At 62.8% G+C, this 16,622-nt stretch carries 13 protein-coding genes; 5 read left to right on the top strand and 8 right to left on the bottom strand.

The genetic code is table 11. The features are described from left to right. The first annotated feature begins 9 nt into the window (after positions 1-9). A complete protein-coding gene (locus tag FJW03_RS06085) occupies positions 10-429 on the top strand; it encodes an MAPEG family protein (RefSeq protein ID WP_140762879.1) in 420 nt (139 codons plus the stop codon). Between the two features lie 17 nt (positions 430-446). On the opposite strand, the gene rnd is transcribed toward FJW03_RS06085, so the two are convergent. Then, the gene (gene rnd, locus FJW03_RS06090; RefSeq protein ID WP_140762876.1) at positions 447-1,598 is read right to left on the bottom strand and encodes a ribonuclease D; all 1,152 of its coding nucleotides are present in this window, start codon (positions 1,596-1,598) and stop codon (positions 447-449) included. A gap of 424 nt (positions 1,599-2,022) precedes the next feature. On the opposite strand from rnd, the gene aspS reads away from it, so the two are divergent. Next, complete coding sequence (gene aspS / locus FJW03_RS06095; protein WP_181173227.1) at positions 2,023-3,810, top strand: aspartate--tRNA ligase; 1,788 nt, start codon at positions 2,023-2,025, stop codon at positions 3,808-3,810. 236 nt (positions 3,811-4,046) lie between these two features. On the opposite strand, the gene FJW03_RS06100 is transcribed toward aspS, so the two are convergent. Continuing rightward, on the bottom strand, positions 4,047-5,237 hold the full coding sequence (locus FJW03_RS06100; protein WP_140762870.1) for a hypothetical protein: 1,191 nt from the start codon (positions 5,235-5,237) through the stop codon (positions 4,047-4,049). A gap of 335 nt (positions 5,238-5,572) precedes the next feature. Here FJW03_RS06100 and parC point away from each other — a divergent pair, with 335 nt between their 5' ends. Together parC and FJW03_RS06110 are read left to right on the top strand one after the other, a co-directional pair. Next, positions 5,573-7,825 carry a DNA topoisomerase IV subunit A gene (gene parC, locus FJW03_RS06105; protein WP_140762867.1) on the top strand — a complete coding sequence of 751 codons (2,253 nt, stop codon included), beginning with the start codon at positions 5,573-5,575 and terminating at the stop codon, positions 7,823-7,825. 238 nt (positions 7,826-8,063) lie between these two features. Beyond that, positions 8,064-9,278 carry an AI-2E family transporter gene (locus tag FJW03_RS06110; protein ID WP_140609963.1) on the top strand — a complete coding sequence of 405 codons (1,215 nt, stop codon included), beginning with the start codon at positions 8,064-8,066 and terminating at the stop codon, positions 9,276-9,278. 36 nt (positions 9,279-9,314) lie between these two features. On the opposite strand, the gene FJW03_RS06115 is transcribed toward FJW03_RS06110, so the two are convergent. The 3 genes from FJW03_RS06115 to FJW03_RS06125 all read right to left on the bottom strand — a co-directional run bounded on the left by FJW03_RS06115 (position 9,315) and on the right by FJW03_RS06125 (position 11,709). Then, on the bottom strand, positions 9,315-10,211 hold the full coding sequence (locus tag FJW03_RS06115) for a DMT family transporter (RefSeq protein WP_140609964.1): 897 nt from the start codon (positions 10,209-10,211) through the stop codon (positions 9,315-9,317). Between the two features lie 124 nt (positions 10,212-10,335). Next, a complete protein-coding gene (locus FJW03_RS06120) occupies positions 10,336-11,100 on the bottom strand; it encodes an arginyltransferase (protein WP_140762864.1) in 765 nt (254 codons plus the stop codon). Positions 11,101-11,238: 138 nt separating this feature from the next. Continuing rightward, the gene (locus FJW03_RS06125) at positions 11,239-11,709 is read right to left on the bottom strand and encodes an RDD family protein (protein WP_140609966.1); all 471 of its coding nucleotides are present in this window, start codon (positions 11,707-11,709) and stop codon (positions 11,239-11,241) included. Between the two features lie 217 nt (positions 11,710-11,926). Here FJW03_RS06125 and sthA point away from each other — a divergent pair, with 217 nt between their 5' ends. Beyond that, positions 11,927-13,312, top strand: coding sequence for a Si-specific NAD(P)(+) transhydrogenase (gene sthA, locus FJW03_RS06130; RefSeq protein WP_140609967.1), 1,386 nt, complete (start codon positions 11,927-11,929; stop codon positions 13,310-13,312). A 3-nt stretch (positions 13,313-13,315) separates the two neighbouring features. On the opposite strand, the gene FJW03_RS06135 is transcribed toward sthA, so the two are convergent. Genes FJW03_RS06135 through FJW03_RS06145 form a run of 3 tightly spaced genes read right to left on the bottom strand, consistent with a single transcriptional unit; the run spans position 13,316 to position 16,616 of the window. Then, a complete protein-coding gene (locus FJW03_RS06135) occupies positions 13,316-14,422 on the bottom strand; it encodes a substrate-binding domain-containing protein (protein ID WP_140609968.1) in 1,107 nt (368 codons plus the stop codon). After that, positions 14,422-15,036: a 5-bromo-4-chloroindolyl phosphate hydrolysis family protein gene (locus tag FJW03_RS06140; RefSeq protein WP_140609969.1), complete on the bottom strand. Its 615-nt coding sequence runs from the start codon at positions 15,034-15,036 to the stop codon at positions 14,422-14,424. Before FJW03_RS06140 ends, FJW03_RS06135 begins: the two co-directional genes overlap by 1 nt. An 8-nt stretch (positions 15,037-15,044) precedes the next feature. Continuing rightward, positions 15,045-16,616, bottom strand: a complete 1,572-nt coding sequence (locus tag FJW03_RS06145; protein WP_140762862.1) for a substrate-binding domain-containing protein — start codon at positions 16,614-16,616, stop codon at positions 15,045-15,047. Between the last annotated feature and the right edge of the window lie 6 nt (positions 16,617-16,622).

Genomic DNA, 16,622 nt, shown 5'->3' on the forward strand with positions numbered 1-16,622 from the left:
GACCACTTTATGAACCAGACGGCGATCTTCTGGCCGATGCTTGCGCACGTGCTGCTGGTCTATATCGTTTACGCGGTCCTCGGCCGGCGCAGATATTTTGCCGTCAAGTCGGGTGAAGCCAAGGCCGGCCAATACAAGGTGCGCTCGACCGAACCAGCCTCCAGCGTCACCGTTGCCAGCAATCTCATCAACCAATTCGAATTGCCGGTGCTGTTCTATGTGCTGTGCCTGGCGTTGCACCTGACCAATGGCGTCAACTATCTTACGCTGGCGCTGATGTGGATTTTCGTCCTGACGCGCTATGTCCACGCCGGGATCCACCTGACGGGCAACAACCTGCTGCTGCGCAACCGTTCTTTCGTCCTCGGGGCGGTGGTTCTTTTGCTGGGGTGGATCTGGTTCGCCCTGCACCTGCTGCAAGTGGTTTGAGCCGCGCCGGCAGCCGCCTACAGATCGAACACAGCGATCTTGCGCTTGTCGAACTTGATGCCAATCTCCCCACGCACAAGCTTCAGCGCCTGTTCACCGAAGACGGCCCGTCGCCACCCCTGCAGGGCCGGCACGTCGGCGTCGTCCCCCTCGGCCGCGATGCGGTCGATATCGTCGCTGGAGGCCAGCACTTTCGAGGCCACGCCCTGCTTTTCGGCAACGATCCTGAGCAGTACTTTCAACAGTTCGGCCGCGGCACTTGAGCCTTCGGGGGGCTGAAAATTCTTCGGCAGTTTCGGCATCTGCTCCTTGGGCAAGGCCAGTGCCATATTGATCGCGCCAAGCAGGGCTGTCGCCGTCGAGGAGCGTTCCCAGCCCTTGGGCGTGGTGCGCAGCTTGGCAAGGGCCGCCGCATCGCGCGGCGCCTGCTGCGCCACCTCGTAGATCGCATCGTCCTTGAGCACGCGGCCACGCGGCACGTCGCGTTCCCTGGCCTCGCGTTCGCGCCATGCCGCCACGGCCTGCACGATCGCCAGCTCCTGCGGCTTGCGCAGCCGCATCTTCAGCCGCTTCCAGGCGTCTTCGGGATGCGGATCATAGGTCTCGCGCGAGGTCAGGATGTCCATTTCCTCATTCAGCCAGTGGGCGCGGTTTTCCCGCGCCAGCTCGGCGCTGAGGTGCTGATAGACCTCGATCAAATGGGTGACGTCGGCCAGCGCATAGTCGAGCTGCTTGTCGGAAAGCGGCCGGTGGCGCCAGTCGGTGAAACGCGACGACTTGTCGAGCCTCGCGCCCGTAATGCGCTGCACGAGCTGGTCGTAGGAAACACTGTCGCCGAAGCCGCAGACCATCGCCGCGACCTGTGTGTCAAACACCGGATGTGGGACGAGGCCGCCGAGATGGACGATGATTTCGATGTCCTGTCGGGCGGCATGGAAGACTTTGACCACCGCCTCGTTGGCCATCAGCCTGAAGAACGGGGTGAGGTTTATGTCGGGCGAAAGCGGATCGATCAGCGCCGTCACGCCGGGGGCCGCCATCTGGATGAGGCACAGGATTGGCCAGAAGGTCGTTTCGCGAATGAATTCGGTGTCGACGGTGACGAATTTCGACTTTTCGAAAGCGGCGAGAACGGTCTCGAGTTCTTTCTGGGTGGTGATGACGTGCATCAAATCGCTTTTGGCAGGAGTAGGGTATTCCTAGATTTCAGCCGGGAAGGCTTTCGTCAAGCGTCGGCATTGGCGTCGTGACGCGGCTGGGCCGCCGGAATCGCCGTTTTTCCCAGTCGGCCGAGCGAAAACTGGCCGAAATGCACAACAGAGCGGCGAAGCGACAGCCTTGACCGCAGGAACATTCCCCGCCAAATTGATTGTCTGCCGGGAGGCGGTCACTCAATCTGTGTCGACATTCAGCGTCTTCACCGATGCCGCATACGCGACGAACCCTTCGATATTTCAGGCAATGCCGCTCGAGGTCCGGCAATGGCCCAAAGCCATCCGCTTGCCTTGACAAAGCCGGCCTCTCATGCGCTTTTCGCGCCAATTTCGAGCCGGGCCTCGGCCCGCACCCAGCATCCGGACTTTACCAATGACCATGCACCGCTACCGCAGCCATACCTGTGCCCAGTTAAGAAAGAGCGATGTGGGCAATTCCGTACGCCTGTCGGGCTGGGTGCATCGCGTGCGCGACCATGGCGGCCTGCTCTTCATCGATTTGCGCGACCACTATGGTTTGACCCAGATCGTCGCCGATCCCGATTCGCCTGCCTTCAAGGTCGCCGAGACCTTGCGTGGCGAGTGGGTCATCCGCGTCGATGGCGAGGTCAAGGCACGCTTACCCGAGACCGTCAACGCCAACCTGCCGACGGGAGAGATCGAGATTTTCGCCCGCGAGATCGAGGTGCTGTCGGCGGCCAAGGAATTGCCGCTGCCGGTGTTCGGCGAGCCGGATTATCCCGAGGACATCAGGCTTAAGTATCGCTTCCTCGATCTGCGGCGGGAGACGCTGCACAGGAACATCGTGGCGCGGACCAAGATCATCGCCGAGATGCGCAAGCGGATGACCGATGTCGGCTTCACCGAGTTCTCGACGCCGATTCTCACCGCCTCCTCGCCGGAAGGCGCGCGTGACTTCCTGGTGCCGTCGCGTATCCATCCCGGCACGTTCTACGCCCTGCCGCAGGCGCCGCAGCAGTACAAGCAGTTGATCATGGTGTCGGGCTTCGACCGCTATTTCCAGATCGCGCCCTGCTTCCGCGATGAGGACCCGCGCGCCGACCGTCTGCCCGGTGAATTCTACCAGCTCGACCTCGAAATGAGCTTCGTCGAGCAGGATGACGTGCTGTCGACCATGGAGCCGGTTATGCGGGGCGTCTTCGAGACCTTCGCCAACGGCAAGCCCGTGACACAGAAATTCCAGCGCATTCCCTATGATGTCGCCATGCGCAAATACGGCTCCGACAAGCCGGACCTGCGCAACCCGATCGAGATGCAGGCCGTCTCCGATCACTTCCGCAATTCCGGCTTCAAGGTGTTCGCCAACATCCTGGCCAACGACCCGAAGGCCGAGGTCTGGGGCATTCCGGCAAAGACCGGCGGCAGCCGCGCCTTCTGCGACCGCATGAATTCCTGGGCGCAAGGCGAGGGCCAGCCGGGGCTGGGCTACATCTTCTGGCGCAAGGAGGGTGAAAAGCTTGAAGGCGCCGGCCCGCTCGCCAAGAACATCGGCGAGGAGCGCACCGAGGCGATCCGCCAGCAGCTCGGCCTCGCCGATGGCGATGCCGCCTTCTTCGTCGCCGGTGATCCGAAGAAGTTCGTTTCCTTTGCCGGAGCGGCACGCACCCGCGCCGGCGAAGAGTTGAACCTCGTCGACCGCGAGCGCTTCGAACTGTGCTGGATCGTCGATTTCCCGTTTTTCGAATGGAACGAGGACGAGAAGAAGATCGACTTCGCCCACAATCCGTTTTCGATGCCGCAGGGCGGCATCGATGCGCTGAACGGCGAGGATCTGCTCGGCATTAAGGCCTTCCAGTACGACATGGTCTGCAATGGCTTTGAGATCGCCAGCGGTGGCATCCGCAACCATCTGCCTGAAACCATGGTCAAGGCGTTCGAGACCGTCGGGCTGGACCGCGCCACGGTGGAAGAGCGCTTCGGCGGCCTTTACCGCGCCTTCCAGTACGGCGCGCCGCCGCATGGCGGCATGGCCGCCGGTGTCGACCGCGTCGTCATGCTGCTGGTAGGCGCCAAGAACCTGCGCGAGATCACCATGTTCCCGATGAACCAGCAGGCCTATGACCTGTTGATGAACGCGCCCTCGGAAGCCACGCCGCAGCAGCTTCGCGAACTGGCCCTGCGTGTCGCGGCGGTGAAGAAGGACTGACGGCAGCGTTGCAACTGCCTTCTCTCCGTCACTATACGGGGAGAAATGTCCGGCAGGACAATGAGGGGCAGCGCGGATGCTGGCGATTTGCGAGCGGTCGTAGCAGCTGAGGCCTTTTGACAGGCAATCGTTTCATTTCAGAATCGAATTCATATTCGCAAGCGTAGGCGCTGCCCCTCATCCGCCTGCCGGCACCTTCTCCCCGTATAGTGACGGGGAGAAGATAGCTAATTCGATCAGTCCTCGTTGGCCTTGACGGCCACGCCGAGCGTCTTCGGCAGGTCGAGGGGGTTGGACATGGCGCCCGCCATGATCAGCGCGAACGGCACCGATGCCGGCGGTTCGGCCGAGATTTCGAGGCTCTTGGGGTCGTCGAGATATTTGCTGACCGCTGCCGTAACCTGCGCCGTCAATTCGGGATTGTTGAGCTGCGCCATGCCGAACGGCACGATCGCCTTGGCCTGGTTGGCGACGTCCTTGGCCGACATGCCTTGCTGCTTGCCGACATAGTCCAGCACCTTGCCGGTCAGCGAATCGTCGTCGAAACGAATCGAGGCGCTGTTGAACGAAAGCTGCTGCAAGAGGCCGAGCATGGCCATGCCTTGCGCGGAATTGTCGGCGCCTTGGGGCTGTGCCGCCATCTTCTTCTGCATCTCCTGCAGTGACTTGATGAAGTCCAGCGTGTAGCCGCCGAGGTTGAAGGTCATGCCGAGCGTGCCGGCATTCTCGACGGAGATGTCGTATTTCGACAGTTCCATCTTGCCGTCGGTTGGCTGCCAGGTGCCAGCCATCTCGAAATTGCCCGAGATGTTCTGGTAGCCAAGCGCATCGATCACCTCTTTCGACTTGGGGTCATCGACCAGCGTCAGATCCGCGTGGAACTTTTCCGTGGTGCCGGTGAATTCCATAGCCTTGCCGTCGGCCGGTGGCGTGATCTCGATGGCGAGCCCGTCCATCGAGAAGGCGGTCTTGTCGGCGACCTTGACCGTCATGTTCGAAAGTTCGGCGGACTTGTACATCATCAGGGAGCCGAGCGGGCCCGTTGCGCCGTCGGCGGGAACCGCCATGTCATGGATGACGAAGGGGCTGAGATCGAGGGTGACGCCGTCCTTGCTGTGTTCGAAGGCCGATGTCGAAACGGTGGCGATGTCAAAGCCACCATTCGCCGCGGTAATGCCTTCGAGTTTGACGTCACCGATGGTGAGGGGCTCCTTTTCCGCCGCCGGCTTTACCGACACGCCTTGCAACACCATGCTGGTGTTGTCGCCGGTCACGCCGGTCCAGGAGATGTCGATGCCCTGGGCGGCCAGCGCCGCCTTCAGCCGATCGGCGACCGCCGTGTCCTGGGCAAGGGCCGCATTCAGCGGCAGTGTGAGCAAGAAGGTCGAAAGAGCGAATTTCCGGAGAGTTGGGCGTCTGATTGTCATCGCGGAGTTCCCTGAGATCCTGAAATTATTTTTCAATTCTTTGCGCCATCACCATTCCGTGACGAACTGGTCCGGAAAAAGGCATCTCCCGCCACAATGGTCAAAAATCACGGCGAAAGGCAAACCTGCCTCCGACGTCATCCGACAAAGCAGTGAATTTGGCATGAAGATCGGGCCACCCGGTATCATCGCGCTTCGCAATAGATGCGGCATGTAACAGATTGATGTTGGTCGGCAAGCCCGCCGTTGCCGTCCCGTGTTGCAGAAAGCGCGCAAGGCGGTCGGCGCGGTTCGCGCCTCTTGCCGCGAATCACCCGCTCGGCTAGTTCCAGCACATGGGAAAAAGGCTTTTGCCACCTGAAGATGGTGGCGGCGACAACATTGAACCGGTCGATCTGAAGAAGGCGCTGGAAGAGCGCTATCTCGCCTATGCGCTGTCGACCATCATGCATCGGGCGCTGCCCGACGTGCGCGACGGACTGAAGCCGGTCCACCGCCGGATCATGCACGCCATGCGGCTGCTGCGCCTCAATCCCGACCAGGGCTTCGCCAAATGCGCCCGTATCGTCGGCGAGGTGATGGGCAAGTTCCATCCCCATGGCGACCAGTCGATCTATGACGCGCTGGTGCGGCTGGCGCAGGATTTTTCGATGCGCTATCCGCTGGTCGACGGCCAGGGCAATTTCGGCAACATCGACGGCGATAACGCAGCCGCCATGCGCTACACCGAAGCGCGCATGACGGACGTCGCGACCGAACTTCTCGCCGGCATCACCGATGATGCCGTCGATTATCGGCCGACCTATAATGAGGAAGACGAGGAGCCGGTGGTGCTGCCCGGCGCCTTTCCCAATCTGCTCGCCAACGGCTCGTCCGGCATCGCGGTTGGCATGGCGACATCGATCCCGCCGCACAACGCGTCCGAACTCTGCGACGCCGCACTGCACCTGATCGAGCACCGGGACGCGCCGGTGGCAAAGCTGATGGATTTCGTCCAGGGCCCGGATTTCCCGACCGGCGGCATTATCGTCGACAGCCGCGCCTCCATCCTGGAAGCCTACGAGACCGGCCGCGGCGGCTTTCGTGTCAGGTCGAAATGGAGCCAGGAGGACCAGGGCAGGGGCACCTGGAGCATCGTCGTCACCGAAATTCCTTATGGCGTGCAAAAGGCCCGGCTGATCGAGAAGATCGCCGAGCTGTTAATGGCCCGCAAACTGCCGCTGCTGGAGGATGTCAGGGACGAAAGTGCCGAGGACATCCGCGTCGTGCTGGTGCCGAAGAGCCGTTCCGTCGATCCGGGCATCCTGATGGAATCGCTGTTCAAGCTCACCGAGCTCGAAAGCCGGTTCCCCCTCAACATGAACGTGCTGTCGCGCGGCAAGGTGCCCAATGTGCTGTCGCTGAAGGGCGTGCTGCAGGAATGGCTCGACCACCGTCGCGACGTGCTCGTCCGTCGCTCGAGGCATCGCCTGGGCGAGATCGAAAGACGGCTGGAGATCCTTGCCGGTTACCTGATCGCCTATCTCAACATCGACGAGGTGATCAAGATCATCCGCGAGGAGGATGAGCCCAAGCAGGTGATGATGGCCCGCTGGTCGCTCACCGACACGCAGGCTGAAGCCATCCTCAACATGCGCCTGCGCGCTTTGCGCAAGCTGGAAGAATTCGAAATCCGCAAGGAATTCGACGGCCTGAGCGCCGAGAAGAAGCAGATCGAGGCGCTGCTGGCGTCCGATGCGAAGCAGTGGTCGACGATCAAGTGGGAAGTCGCCAATCTGCGTGAAAAATTCGGCCCGGAGACCGACCTCGGCAAGCGGCGCACCCAGTTCGCCGATGCGCCCGAGCACGACCTGACCGACATCGCGCACGCCATGATCGAGCGCGAACCGGTCACCGTGGTGGTTTCGGAGAAGGGCTGGCTGCGGGCGATGAAGGGTCATCTGGCCGACCTTTCGACGCTGACATTCAAGGAAGGCGACAGCCTCAAGCTCGCCTTCCATGCCCAGACCACTGACAAGGTGCTGGTCTTCACAACCGGCGGCAAGTTCTACACGATCGGTGCCGATCGGCTGCCGGGCGGGCGCGGTCACGGCGAGCCGATCCGCATCATCGTCGATATGGACAACGACCAGGACATCGTCACCGCCTTCGTCCACGATCCGAAGCGCAAGCTGCTGCTGGCCTCGTTCGAGGCCAACGGCTTCATCGTGCCGGAGGAGGAAGTCGTCGCCAACACCCGCAAGGGCAAGCAGGTGATGAACGTCAAGGCGCCAGACGAGGCCAAGCGCTGCGTGCCGGTCACCGGCGATCACCTGGCTATCGTCGGTGAGAACCGCAAGATGCTGGTGTTCCCGCTCTCCGAGATTCCGGAGATGGGCCGCGGCAAGGGCGTGCGGTTGCAGAAATACAAGGATGGCGGCTTGCTCGACCTCAAGCCGTTCACGCTGGAGACCGGCTTGTCCTGGCAGGATTCGGCTGACCGCACCTTCACCCGTTCGCGCGAGGAACTGGCCGAATGGATCGGCGCCCGTGCGTCGGCCGGGCGCATGGTGCCAAAGGGATTCCCGAGGACGGGCAAGTTCGGATGACGCGCTGATCTCCCCCCTCGAGGGGGAGATGTCGCCGAAGGCGACAGAGGGGGCCGGTACGACCTGCCGTGATGCCCTCTTTGTGGTAAAAGAACAGGCCAGCACTTCCGCGTGGCCCTATGGCCTGCCGGCCATCTCCGCCCCGACGGGGCGATTTCCAATCATTTTGGAGTATCGTCACGATTGCTGCACTATATCAGTGCATAACTGACCGGATGGGCCGGGGAGAGCAGGGCATTTGAAGGAAGCGAGAATCCAGAAACCGGAACGGCAGCAGCGCCTGTTCGGCCTGTCGACGCCGCTGCGGTCAGCTGTCATTCCGCCGCTGTCGGCGGCACGCTGGCTGCTGGTGCTGATCGTCGCCGCCGGCGTCTATTTCTTCCACGGCTTCCTGTTCCCAGTTCTGGCGGCGCTGGTCATCGCTTTCGCAAGTTGGCCGCTCTACCGACGCCTGCTGGCCGGCGTTGGCGGCAACCGCACCATAGCCGCCACCTTTGCCATCCTGTTCATCCTCGCCTTCCTGGTCATACCGATCGCCCTTGCCGGCACCTATGCCATCAACGAGGTGCGCGAATGGGTCGGCTGGGCCATCGAAACCAACCGCCATGGGGCCGTGACGCCGCACTGGATCGCCACCATGCCTGTCGTGGGCGAATGGCTGAACGAGCAGTGGACCACCAATTTGGGCCATCCCGGCGGCATCGGCGAACTGATCCAACTGGTCAGCGGCGCCAATATCGGCAGCATCTATCGCGGCGCGCTCGCCGCCGGCGGCAGTGCCTTCGGGCTGCTTTTGACGCTGCTGTTCATGATGATCGCGCTGTTCTTCGCCTACCGCGACGGCGAGCATTTTGCTGGCCAGGTCGACCGTCTGGGCGAGCGTATCTTGCCGACACGCTGGGAGCGGATTTCGCGCGTCGTGCCCGCGACCATCTCGTCGACCGTGACCGGCATGACCGTCATCGCCATCGGTGAGGGGCTGGTGCTGGGCATCGCCTACTGGCTGGCTGGCGTACCGTCGCCGGTCACGCTCGGCGCCTTGACCGGCGTCATGGCGCTGATCCCCGGCGGGGCCCCGCTGTCCTTCACCCTGGTGTCGATCTACCTCGCCGCCAGCGGCTCGCCGATGGCCGGCCTGGCGCTGTTCATATGGGGCACGGTCGAGCTGTTTATCGTCGACAAGACGTTGCGTCCGAAGCTCGTCGGTGGACCGATAAAACTACCCTTCCTGCCGACCTTTTTTGGCCTGATCGGCGGCGTCAAGACCATGGGCTTCCTGGGTCTCTTCATCGGCCCGGTGCTGATGGCGCTGCTGGTCGCGATCTGGCGCGAGTGGCTGCGCGAGGTGGAACTTTCCGACGAGATGGCCGCCGACTCGGCGGCCGAGATCGAGGCCGGTCCACAGATCGAGATCTTGCCGGAAGCTGGCGCGGCCAAGAAGGCCAGCGCCTGACCCAAAGCCAGATACCCTTATACTGGCCCGGTTCTCCTAGACCGGATGGTGCACAGCGAAGTCTACGCGGCGCTTGCGGCCGTCATGCAGCTGCCAGAGCGAATGCGCGACCAGCGTGACGGTCAGGATTCCGCCGCCGATCAGGCTGTTGCGGGTCGGCGTCTCGGCAAAAATCATCCACACCCAGACTGGCGCCAGCACGGTTTCGAGCAGGTAGAACATCGCCACTTCCGGTCCTGAAATGTATTTCGGCCCGGCCGCGAGGCAGAAGAACGAGATCGGCATGATGACGGCGCCGTTGAAGATGATCCACCATGGCGCATTCACATGAAAGCCTTCGCCGGTGACCATGAAGGCTGCCAGCCCAAGCGGCAGAAGGACGCCGACGAGTGAGGTGAAACCCATGTCCTTGCCGCTGGCGCGCGAGATGGTGATGGCCACCGCGACGAAGAAAGCCGAGCAAAGCGCCATGAAATCGCCGAAGAGGTGACCGGTGCCGATCGAGCCGCCGACGATGACCAGCACGCCGAGGATCATGACAGCCATGGCAATGATCGTCGCCAGCCGCGGTGTTTCCCCGAGGAATATCCACGACAGCAGCGCCGCGAAGACCGTGTTGAAGGCCAGGATGAACACCAGGTCGGCGGTTGATGTGTGGTACACGGCAGTGATGAAGGTAACGCTGGTCAGCCCATAGCATATTGCCACGATCAGCCCCGACCAGCCGGGGATGAGCGGCGGGGCGTTCCGGCTCAGGGAGCGCCAGACCGACCAGATGATCATAGCCGCGACGAATGTGGTGCCGGTGCGCAGCAGCATGATCGTCCATGCGCCACCGTCGGCGAGGCGGATCAATGGTATGTCGACAGTCAGTGTCAGGCCGCCGATGGCGGTTATCAAAAGACCTTTCTGGTGATCGTAGGGAGAGGACATGCAGGAACTTTCGCAATGAAATACAGGCTGGTGGCTGGCCGGTGCAATGGCGCACTCTCTCCAGCCAACCGGCTGAAAGACCAGCACCGCGTTGAAACAGTTTAAGCGTGGATCGTGGAAAAACTCAGCGTGAAACCGCTTCGTTGGTGTAGCGTTCCCAGCCTTTCGGGCCGAGATGCTCCTGCGGCATGAAGCGCATCTTATAATTCATCTTGCGCGAGCCATTGACCCAGTAGCCGAGGTAGACATGGGGCAGGCCCATCGCCTTGGCGCGGGCAATGTGGTCGAGGATCATGAACGTGCCGAGCGAACGCTCCTCGAAATCGGGATTGAAGTAGGAATAGACCATCGACAGCCCGTCGGCCATCTTGTCCGTGAGCGCCACCGCGATGAGTTCGCCCTGACCCTTGCCGGTGATGAAGGTATCGGGTCCGCGCCGCCGGTATTCGATCACCTTGGTGTCGACATGGGTGTCCTCGACCATCATGGCGTAGTCGAGCACCGTCATGTCGGACATGCCGCCGCGGCGATGGCGGGCGTCGAGATAACTGCGGAACAGCGAATATTGTTCGGTCGAGGGCTCGGCATCGTGCACCGCGCCGACGAGATCGGAATTGTGCTGCAGCACGCGCTTCATGTTGCGGCTGGCAACGAATTCCTGGGCGAGGATGCGCACCGAAACGCAGGCGCGGCAGGTCTCGCAAGCCGGCCTGTAGGCGATGTTCTGCGAACGCCTGAAGCCACCTTGCGTCAGGAGGTCGTTCATTTCGGAGGCCTTGTCGCCGACCAGATGCGTGAACACCTTGCGCTCGAACTGGCCGTCGAGATAGGGGCACGGCGACGGCGCGGTCAGGAAGAACTGCGGCGACTGGGTCGGATGCTGCGTCATCGAGCCTTGGAAACACTCCTTCGAGTCGCTCTACCTTTGGCGCGGAAAGCGAAAAATTCAACAGGATTGTGAAGGCGCGGGCAAGCGGACGCCTTCACATTTGCGCTGACGCGACGGGAGCGCTTCCGAAAAATGCCTTTAACGGCCGGTGCGGCTGACCACCGTGCCGAGCAGAAGGTCATGTAGCGTGCGCTTACGATCAGCGACCAGGGTCACCAGCAGGACCAGCGGCGACAGGATGACGTTGCCGGCCCAGAACAGCACGGAGTGGACGACCGCGGTGAGGCCATCGATCGGCCTGCCGTCGAGTCGGTCGAGGCGAATGCCCATCATCTTCATGCCCGTGGTGGCTTGGTCGGCGCTGCCCAGCGTGTTCCAGATATAAAGGATGGCGACGGCCGGCACCAGGATGCCGAACAGCATCCAGCCAAGCCCGAGGGTCAAAAGTCCGAGGAAGAACACCAGTATGGCGAAGGGAATGGTGAGCAATGCGACAATGACGTAGTCGAGCACGAAGGCCAGCACGCGCCTCGTGCGCACGCCTTCATAGGCCCTGACATCGTCGAGCCGGGTATTGATGATTTCGCCGTCGAGAACGCGCGCGTTCATGTCATTTCCTCGTAACGAGGCCCGACATAGGGTGCGGGCCACTCGATGATGAGATGGTGAAGTTCTGTATCGGAATCAAGGCCAGGACTATCACCGGGGCGCAAGGCTCGAACCGCGACGAGCATAATCCGAACCGGTTGAATTTGGCACGCGGATGGCATTAGCTTGTTGCGGCGCAACAAAAGCACTCTGGGAAAGAGGCGAGGGACGGGGCGATATGGACTACGACATGCTGGTCATTGGCAGCGGCCCTTCCGGCCGCCGCGCGGCGGTGCAAGCGGCCAAGCTCGGCAAATCGGTGCTGGTGGTCGACCGTGGCCGGCGCCTGGGCGGCGTCTCCGTGCACACCGGCACAATCCCCTCGAAAACGCTGCGCGAAACGGTCCTTAACCTGTCAGGCTGGCGCGAGCGCGGCTTTTACGGGCGCGGCTACCGGGTCAAGCAGGACATCTCGGTCGGCGACCTGATCGAGCGCCTGCACAAGACGCTCGACCACGAGGTCGAGGTGCTGCAGCACCAGTTCATGCGCAACGCGGTCAAGAGCGCGCGTGCGGCGGTGAAGTTCCTCGGCCCCAACAAGGTCAGCCTGACATCGGACAATGGCGATTACAGCGAAGTCGGTTTCGCCAATGCGCTGATCGCGGTCGGCACCCGGCCGCACCGGCCGAGCGACGTGCCTTTCGACAAGACCCGTGTCTTCGACAGCGACGAGATGCTGGAGCTCCACCGCCTCCCCCGCACGCTGACCGTGATTGGCGCCGGCGTCATCGGCGTCGAATATGCCACGATCTTTTCCGCGCTCGATGTACCGGTGACACTGGTCGAGCCGCGCAACTCCATCCTCGATTTCGTCGACCGCGAGATCGTCGACGATTTCATCCACCAGATGCGCGATCGCGGCATGACGATCCGGCTGGGCAGCGCGGTGAAGGAAATCCGTTCCAGGCCCGAAGCCGCCGAGGTGGAATTGGCCGACGGCCGCACCATTCGTTCGGAGGTCGTGCTCTACGCCGCCGGCCGCACCGGGAATGTCGGCAGCCTGGGTCTCGACGTGGTCGGCATCGAGGCCGACTCCAGGGGCCGCATCAAGGTCGATCCGCAGACTTTCCAGACCAGTGTGCCGAACATCTACGCCGCCGGCGATGTCATCGGCTTTCCGAGTCTTGCCTCGACATCGATGGAGCAGGGTAGGGTGGCGGCCTGCCATGCTTTCGGCGTGACGTTGCCACCGCCGCCGGAAACCTTTCCGTATGGGATCTATGCGGTGCCGGAGATCTCCACGGTCGGCCATTCCGAGGAGCAGGTGCGCCAGAGCGGCGGTGCCTATGAGGTTGGTGTCGCGCGCTTCCGCGAGACGTCGCGCGGCCACATAATGGGCGTCGATACCGGCTTCCTGAAGCTCCTGTTCTCGATCGAGACGCGCCGCCTGCTCGGCGCGCATATTGTGGGCGAGGGCGCAACCGAGCTGATCCATATCGGCCAGGCCGTCATCAATCTCGGCGGCACCGTCGACTTCTTCGTCAACAACACCTTCAACTATCCGACGCTGGCGGAGGCCTACAAGATCGCCGGCCTCGACGCCTGGAACAGGATGGGGCGGTAGACTCTATCCGTCCAGCTGCGACAGCAGCGCCAGCATCACATCGGCCGAAGGCATGGGCAGCACTGCCTCGATTTCCGCCGGTCGCACACCGGCAATGGTGTCGCTGCCGGCCGCGACCGTGCCGAGCGGCCCACGGAAACCGTGCTTCGACCAGGCGAGCTCCTGCAGCTTCGGACTGGTCAGTGCTTCCAGCAACCTGTCGACGGTCGGGTCTATGGTGATCAGCGGGTGCGCCGAATAGACCGTCGGGCGCGGGTAGAGGATTTCAGGCTTGGCGCCGGCGCCGGCCTGCACGCGTTGCCAGCGGGCCGGGTCGGCAAGCGCCCATTCCACCAGCTGGTTCTCATAACCCACCACCATCGGCTCGGCACCAAGACCGCCGGCAATGTACTGGTCGAACAGTTTTCCCGACGATGAGGATTTCAACCCCATGCTACGGAAGATCGCCTTGGCCTTGTCGCCATGCTGGGCAAGCAGTTCCTGCGTCGCCACGTCGCCGCTCATCAGGCTCAGCACCAGACCGGCGAACATGAAGCCCGAATTCGAACGGTTCGGATCGGTGGAGACAATCCGGGTCCGGCCGTAGAGCTCGGCGATGCCCAGATCCGACCAGTTCTTGCCGGCAAGGATGGCCTCGAGCAGCGCCTTGAGGTCGAGCTGGTTATAACCGCCCTTGGCGGCGACGGTGACCAGCCCGCTCTTTTTCAGCCCCTCGACCACCGGTCCCCAGGTGTAGACGACGATCGGTGAATTGAGCACGACCTGGTCGTTGCGGATCGCCACGCCGCTTTTGCGCGCCAGATCGACCATGATCGACGAGGACGGCCACAGGAACTGCGGCTTCTGCGACAACAATACCTGTTCGCGGACCATCTCGACCGAGCCGGCGACGCGCGCGTCGAGCTCCAGCCCATATCCGCCGAGCGCATGGACGACATCCGGATCGGCGAGGAAGGCCTGCTTCTCGCCGCCGATGAAGCCGAACAGATGTGCCCGGTTGCCGAGATAGCCGCGAAATTCCGGCCGGTCTTTCAGCGTCAGATAGCCGCCGGTGCCGGCCGCGGCGGCACCCAGCAGTCCCAGTCCGAAAGCGCGGCGTGAAATGGCCATCAGCGACCGATATCCTCTTTGAGCGACTCCTGAATGAGTCGCAGGTCAACGTCGAGCGTACCGAGCTCACTGTCGGCGAGGCTGTCGGAATAATGGACGAAGGCGTCCTGCAGCTTGGCGATGACAGCACCGACATTCGCAAGCCGCGCCTGGCTTGGCGCCCGCCGGTTCGCCAGCGTCGCGTAGCCCTCCGCCACCTCCGCCGCTTGCGGCACATAATAGGTAAGGAAGCGCCGCACCGAAGGCGCGGTCTCCGGTTTTTGTTCGACCTTGGAAATCACGTCGGCGGCAATATCGGACAGGTTCTTCACCTTGGCCTTCATGTCCTTGTCGGCGATCGAACCGGCAGCTGCCGTGAGCCGGTCCGCAGCCGGCTGCGCCTGCGCCAGGAGTTCGCGGGCAAACGCAACGCGGCTGCCGCTGATCGAGCTGAGATCGAGCCCTTCGAACAGCTGACGCGGCGCCAGCACGAACACCAGCCCGGCGAAGACCAGCGCTGAGATCACCGCCGAGACCAGGAACGGGAACTGGGTGAGGGCGCTCAGACCGATCAGCAGCGCGGCGGAAACCAGGCCCGCCACAATCCAGTTCCAATCATTGCCAAAGCCGCGCATGTCCTGCCTTAATTGTAGCCGCGAGCGGCGCGGAAGGCGCCTGCCAGATCTCCGCTGCCATTGAAAACGCGCGCCGATGTCGCCTTGGCGAGGCTGTCGAGCTGGCTCTTGTCGGCGTCGCCGAAAGTGATGCCGAACACCGGCACGCGCACCGGCGCCTGATGCCATTGCTCGAGGAAGCGGTCGGCGCTGCCATCGGTGCGGCCGTCGGTCATGATGACGATCGCCGGTAGGTATTTCGCAAGCTCGGCGGTTGCGGTGATCTTCTGCAGCGCCTGTTCGGCACAGGCATACATGTCCGTGCCGCCGCCGGCATGCTGCTCCGCGACATCGCCGAGCAACTGGCTCTGCCCGGCCGGGTCGCCGCTCGCCTCGAAAACGGTGCGCACCGTGCCGTCGAAGGGCAGCACGAAGATGCGGTCCGCGGGCGTCCATTGCGCCAGGACCTCGCTCGCCTTCTCCGGTGTGAACAGGAACTGTGCGGCCGCTTGGAGCTGCTTCTCGCCTTCGTTCTCCATCGAGCCGGAGAAGTCGAAACAGAGCGCCGTCAGCGACGGCTTGCGCAAGGCCTGCTGGTAAAGATCCAGCGCCTTACGGATCACCGCCGGCTCCGGCATGCGGATCGAGGTCACCAGCTTGCCCGGATCGAAATTCCAGTCCGGTTCAGCCGCGGCCTGGATCGCCGAGCCGCCAAGCGGCAGCCGCCGGCCGGTGTCGGCGATGCGTTTGCGCACCGCGTCCGACTGCAGATAGGCGAGCAGATCGGTGAAGAATTTTTCGACATCCGGGCCGTGGCCATGGTCGATGAAGCCGAGCGGCGAATCGCCGACGGCGACCCCGTCGGCCGGATAGATCGCATAGAGCGGCTCGTCGCCCATCTGCTTTAACTTATTGTTGGCCTCCTTGAGCGTCGCTTCGTAGTTCCACATCGCGTCATAGAGCGTGCCCTGACGCGCGGACTCGACATAGAGGTCGGCGAGCCAGCCGGACGATCCGGAAGACCTCTCGACGCCCTGCAGCAGGCCGCTGACCGTGTCGTGCACGGCCGGATTGTCGAGATCGCCGGGCTCGATCACCTGCTTGCCGCCAAGCGCGCTGGACAGCATGGCGAGATAGGCGCTGGCGCCCGAATTCGACTGCGTGGCCGAGGTCATCAGGAATTTCAGCTTGCCATCCTTCACCGCGGCGAGGATGTCCTTCATGAACACTTGCTTGCCGACCCAACCGAGTTCGGCGGCCCTCGATTTGCGCACGCCCAAAATGACCGGCATCTGCGCGATCGAGGTCAGGTTGCGCACCTTGCGGCCGGAATCGAACAGGTCGACCCAGACGCTCGATGCCGGCCACACCGCATCCTGCTCTAGGCCATCAGGCTTTTGCAGGCCGAGCCCGATGTCGAGCGACCCCTGGTAGGAGATGGTGCAGGTCGCACCCTGCTTGGCGCAGAACTCCTGCACGATCGGCTCCAGCACCGTGTTTTCGGAGCCGGAGACGATCGAGAATTTCACATTGCTGGAATTGCAGGCGGCCAGCAGCAGGGAGACCGCAAGGACGAGAACCGACGTCAGCGTCTTCGGCATCAAGCC

The sequence above is a fragment of the Mesorhizobium sp. B4-1-4 genome (genome assembly GCF_006439395.2).
Lineage (GTDB): Bacteria > Pseudomonadota > Alphaproteobacteria > Rhizobiales > Rhizobiaceae > Mesorhizobium.

Excerpts from the sequence above, each read along its gene's own strand:
- FJW03_RS06085 (WP_140762879.1), top strand. The coding sequence starts at position 10 with ATGAACCAGACGGCGATCTTCTGGCCGATGCTTGCGCACGTGCTGCTG.
- rnd (WP_140762876.1), bottom strand. The coding sequence starts at position 1,598 with ATGCACGTCATCACCACCCAGAAAGAACTCGAGACCGTTCTCGCCGCT.
- aspS (WP_181173227.1), top strand. The coding sequence starts at position 2,023 with ATGCACCGCTACCGCAGCCATACCTGTGCCCAGTTAAGAAAGAGCGAT.
- FJW03_RS06100 (WP_140762870.1), bottom strand. The coding sequence starts at position 5,237 with ATGACAATCAGACGCCCAACTCTCCGGAAATTCGCTCTTTCGACCTTC.
- parC (WP_140762867.1), top strand. The coding sequence starts at position 5,573 with ATGGGAAAAAGGCTTTTGCCACCTGAAGATGGTGGCGGCGACAACATT.
- FJW03_RS06115 (WP_140609964.1), bottom strand. The coding sequence starts at position 10,211 with ATGTCCTCTCCCTACGATCACCAGAAAGGTCTTTTGATAACCGCCATC.
- FJW03_RS06120 (WP_140762864.1), bottom strand. The coding sequence starts at position 11,100 with ATGACGCAGCATCCGACCCAGTCGCCGCAGTTCTTCCTGACCGCGCCG.
- FJW03_RS06125 (WP_140609966.1), bottom strand. The coding sequence starts at position 11,709 with ATGAACGCGCGCGTTCTCGACGGCGAAATCATCAATACCCGGCTCGAC.
- sthA (WP_140609967.1), top strand. The coding sequence starts at position 11,927 with ATGGACTACGACATGCTGGTCATTGGCAGCGGCCCTTCCGGCCGCCGC.
- FJW03_RS06135 (WP_140609968.1), bottom strand. The coding sequence starts at position 14,422 with ATGGCCATTTCACGCCGCGCTTTCGGACTGGGACTGCTGGGTGCCGCC.
- FJW03_RS06140 (WP_140609969.1), bottom strand. The coding sequence starts at position 15,036 with ATGCGCGGCTTTGGCAATGATTGGAACTGGATTGTGGCGGGCCTGGTT.
- FJW03_RS06145 (WP_140762862.1), bottom strand. The coding sequence starts at position 16,616 with ATGCCGAAGACGCTGACGTCGGTTCTCGTCCTTGCGGTCTCCCTGCTG.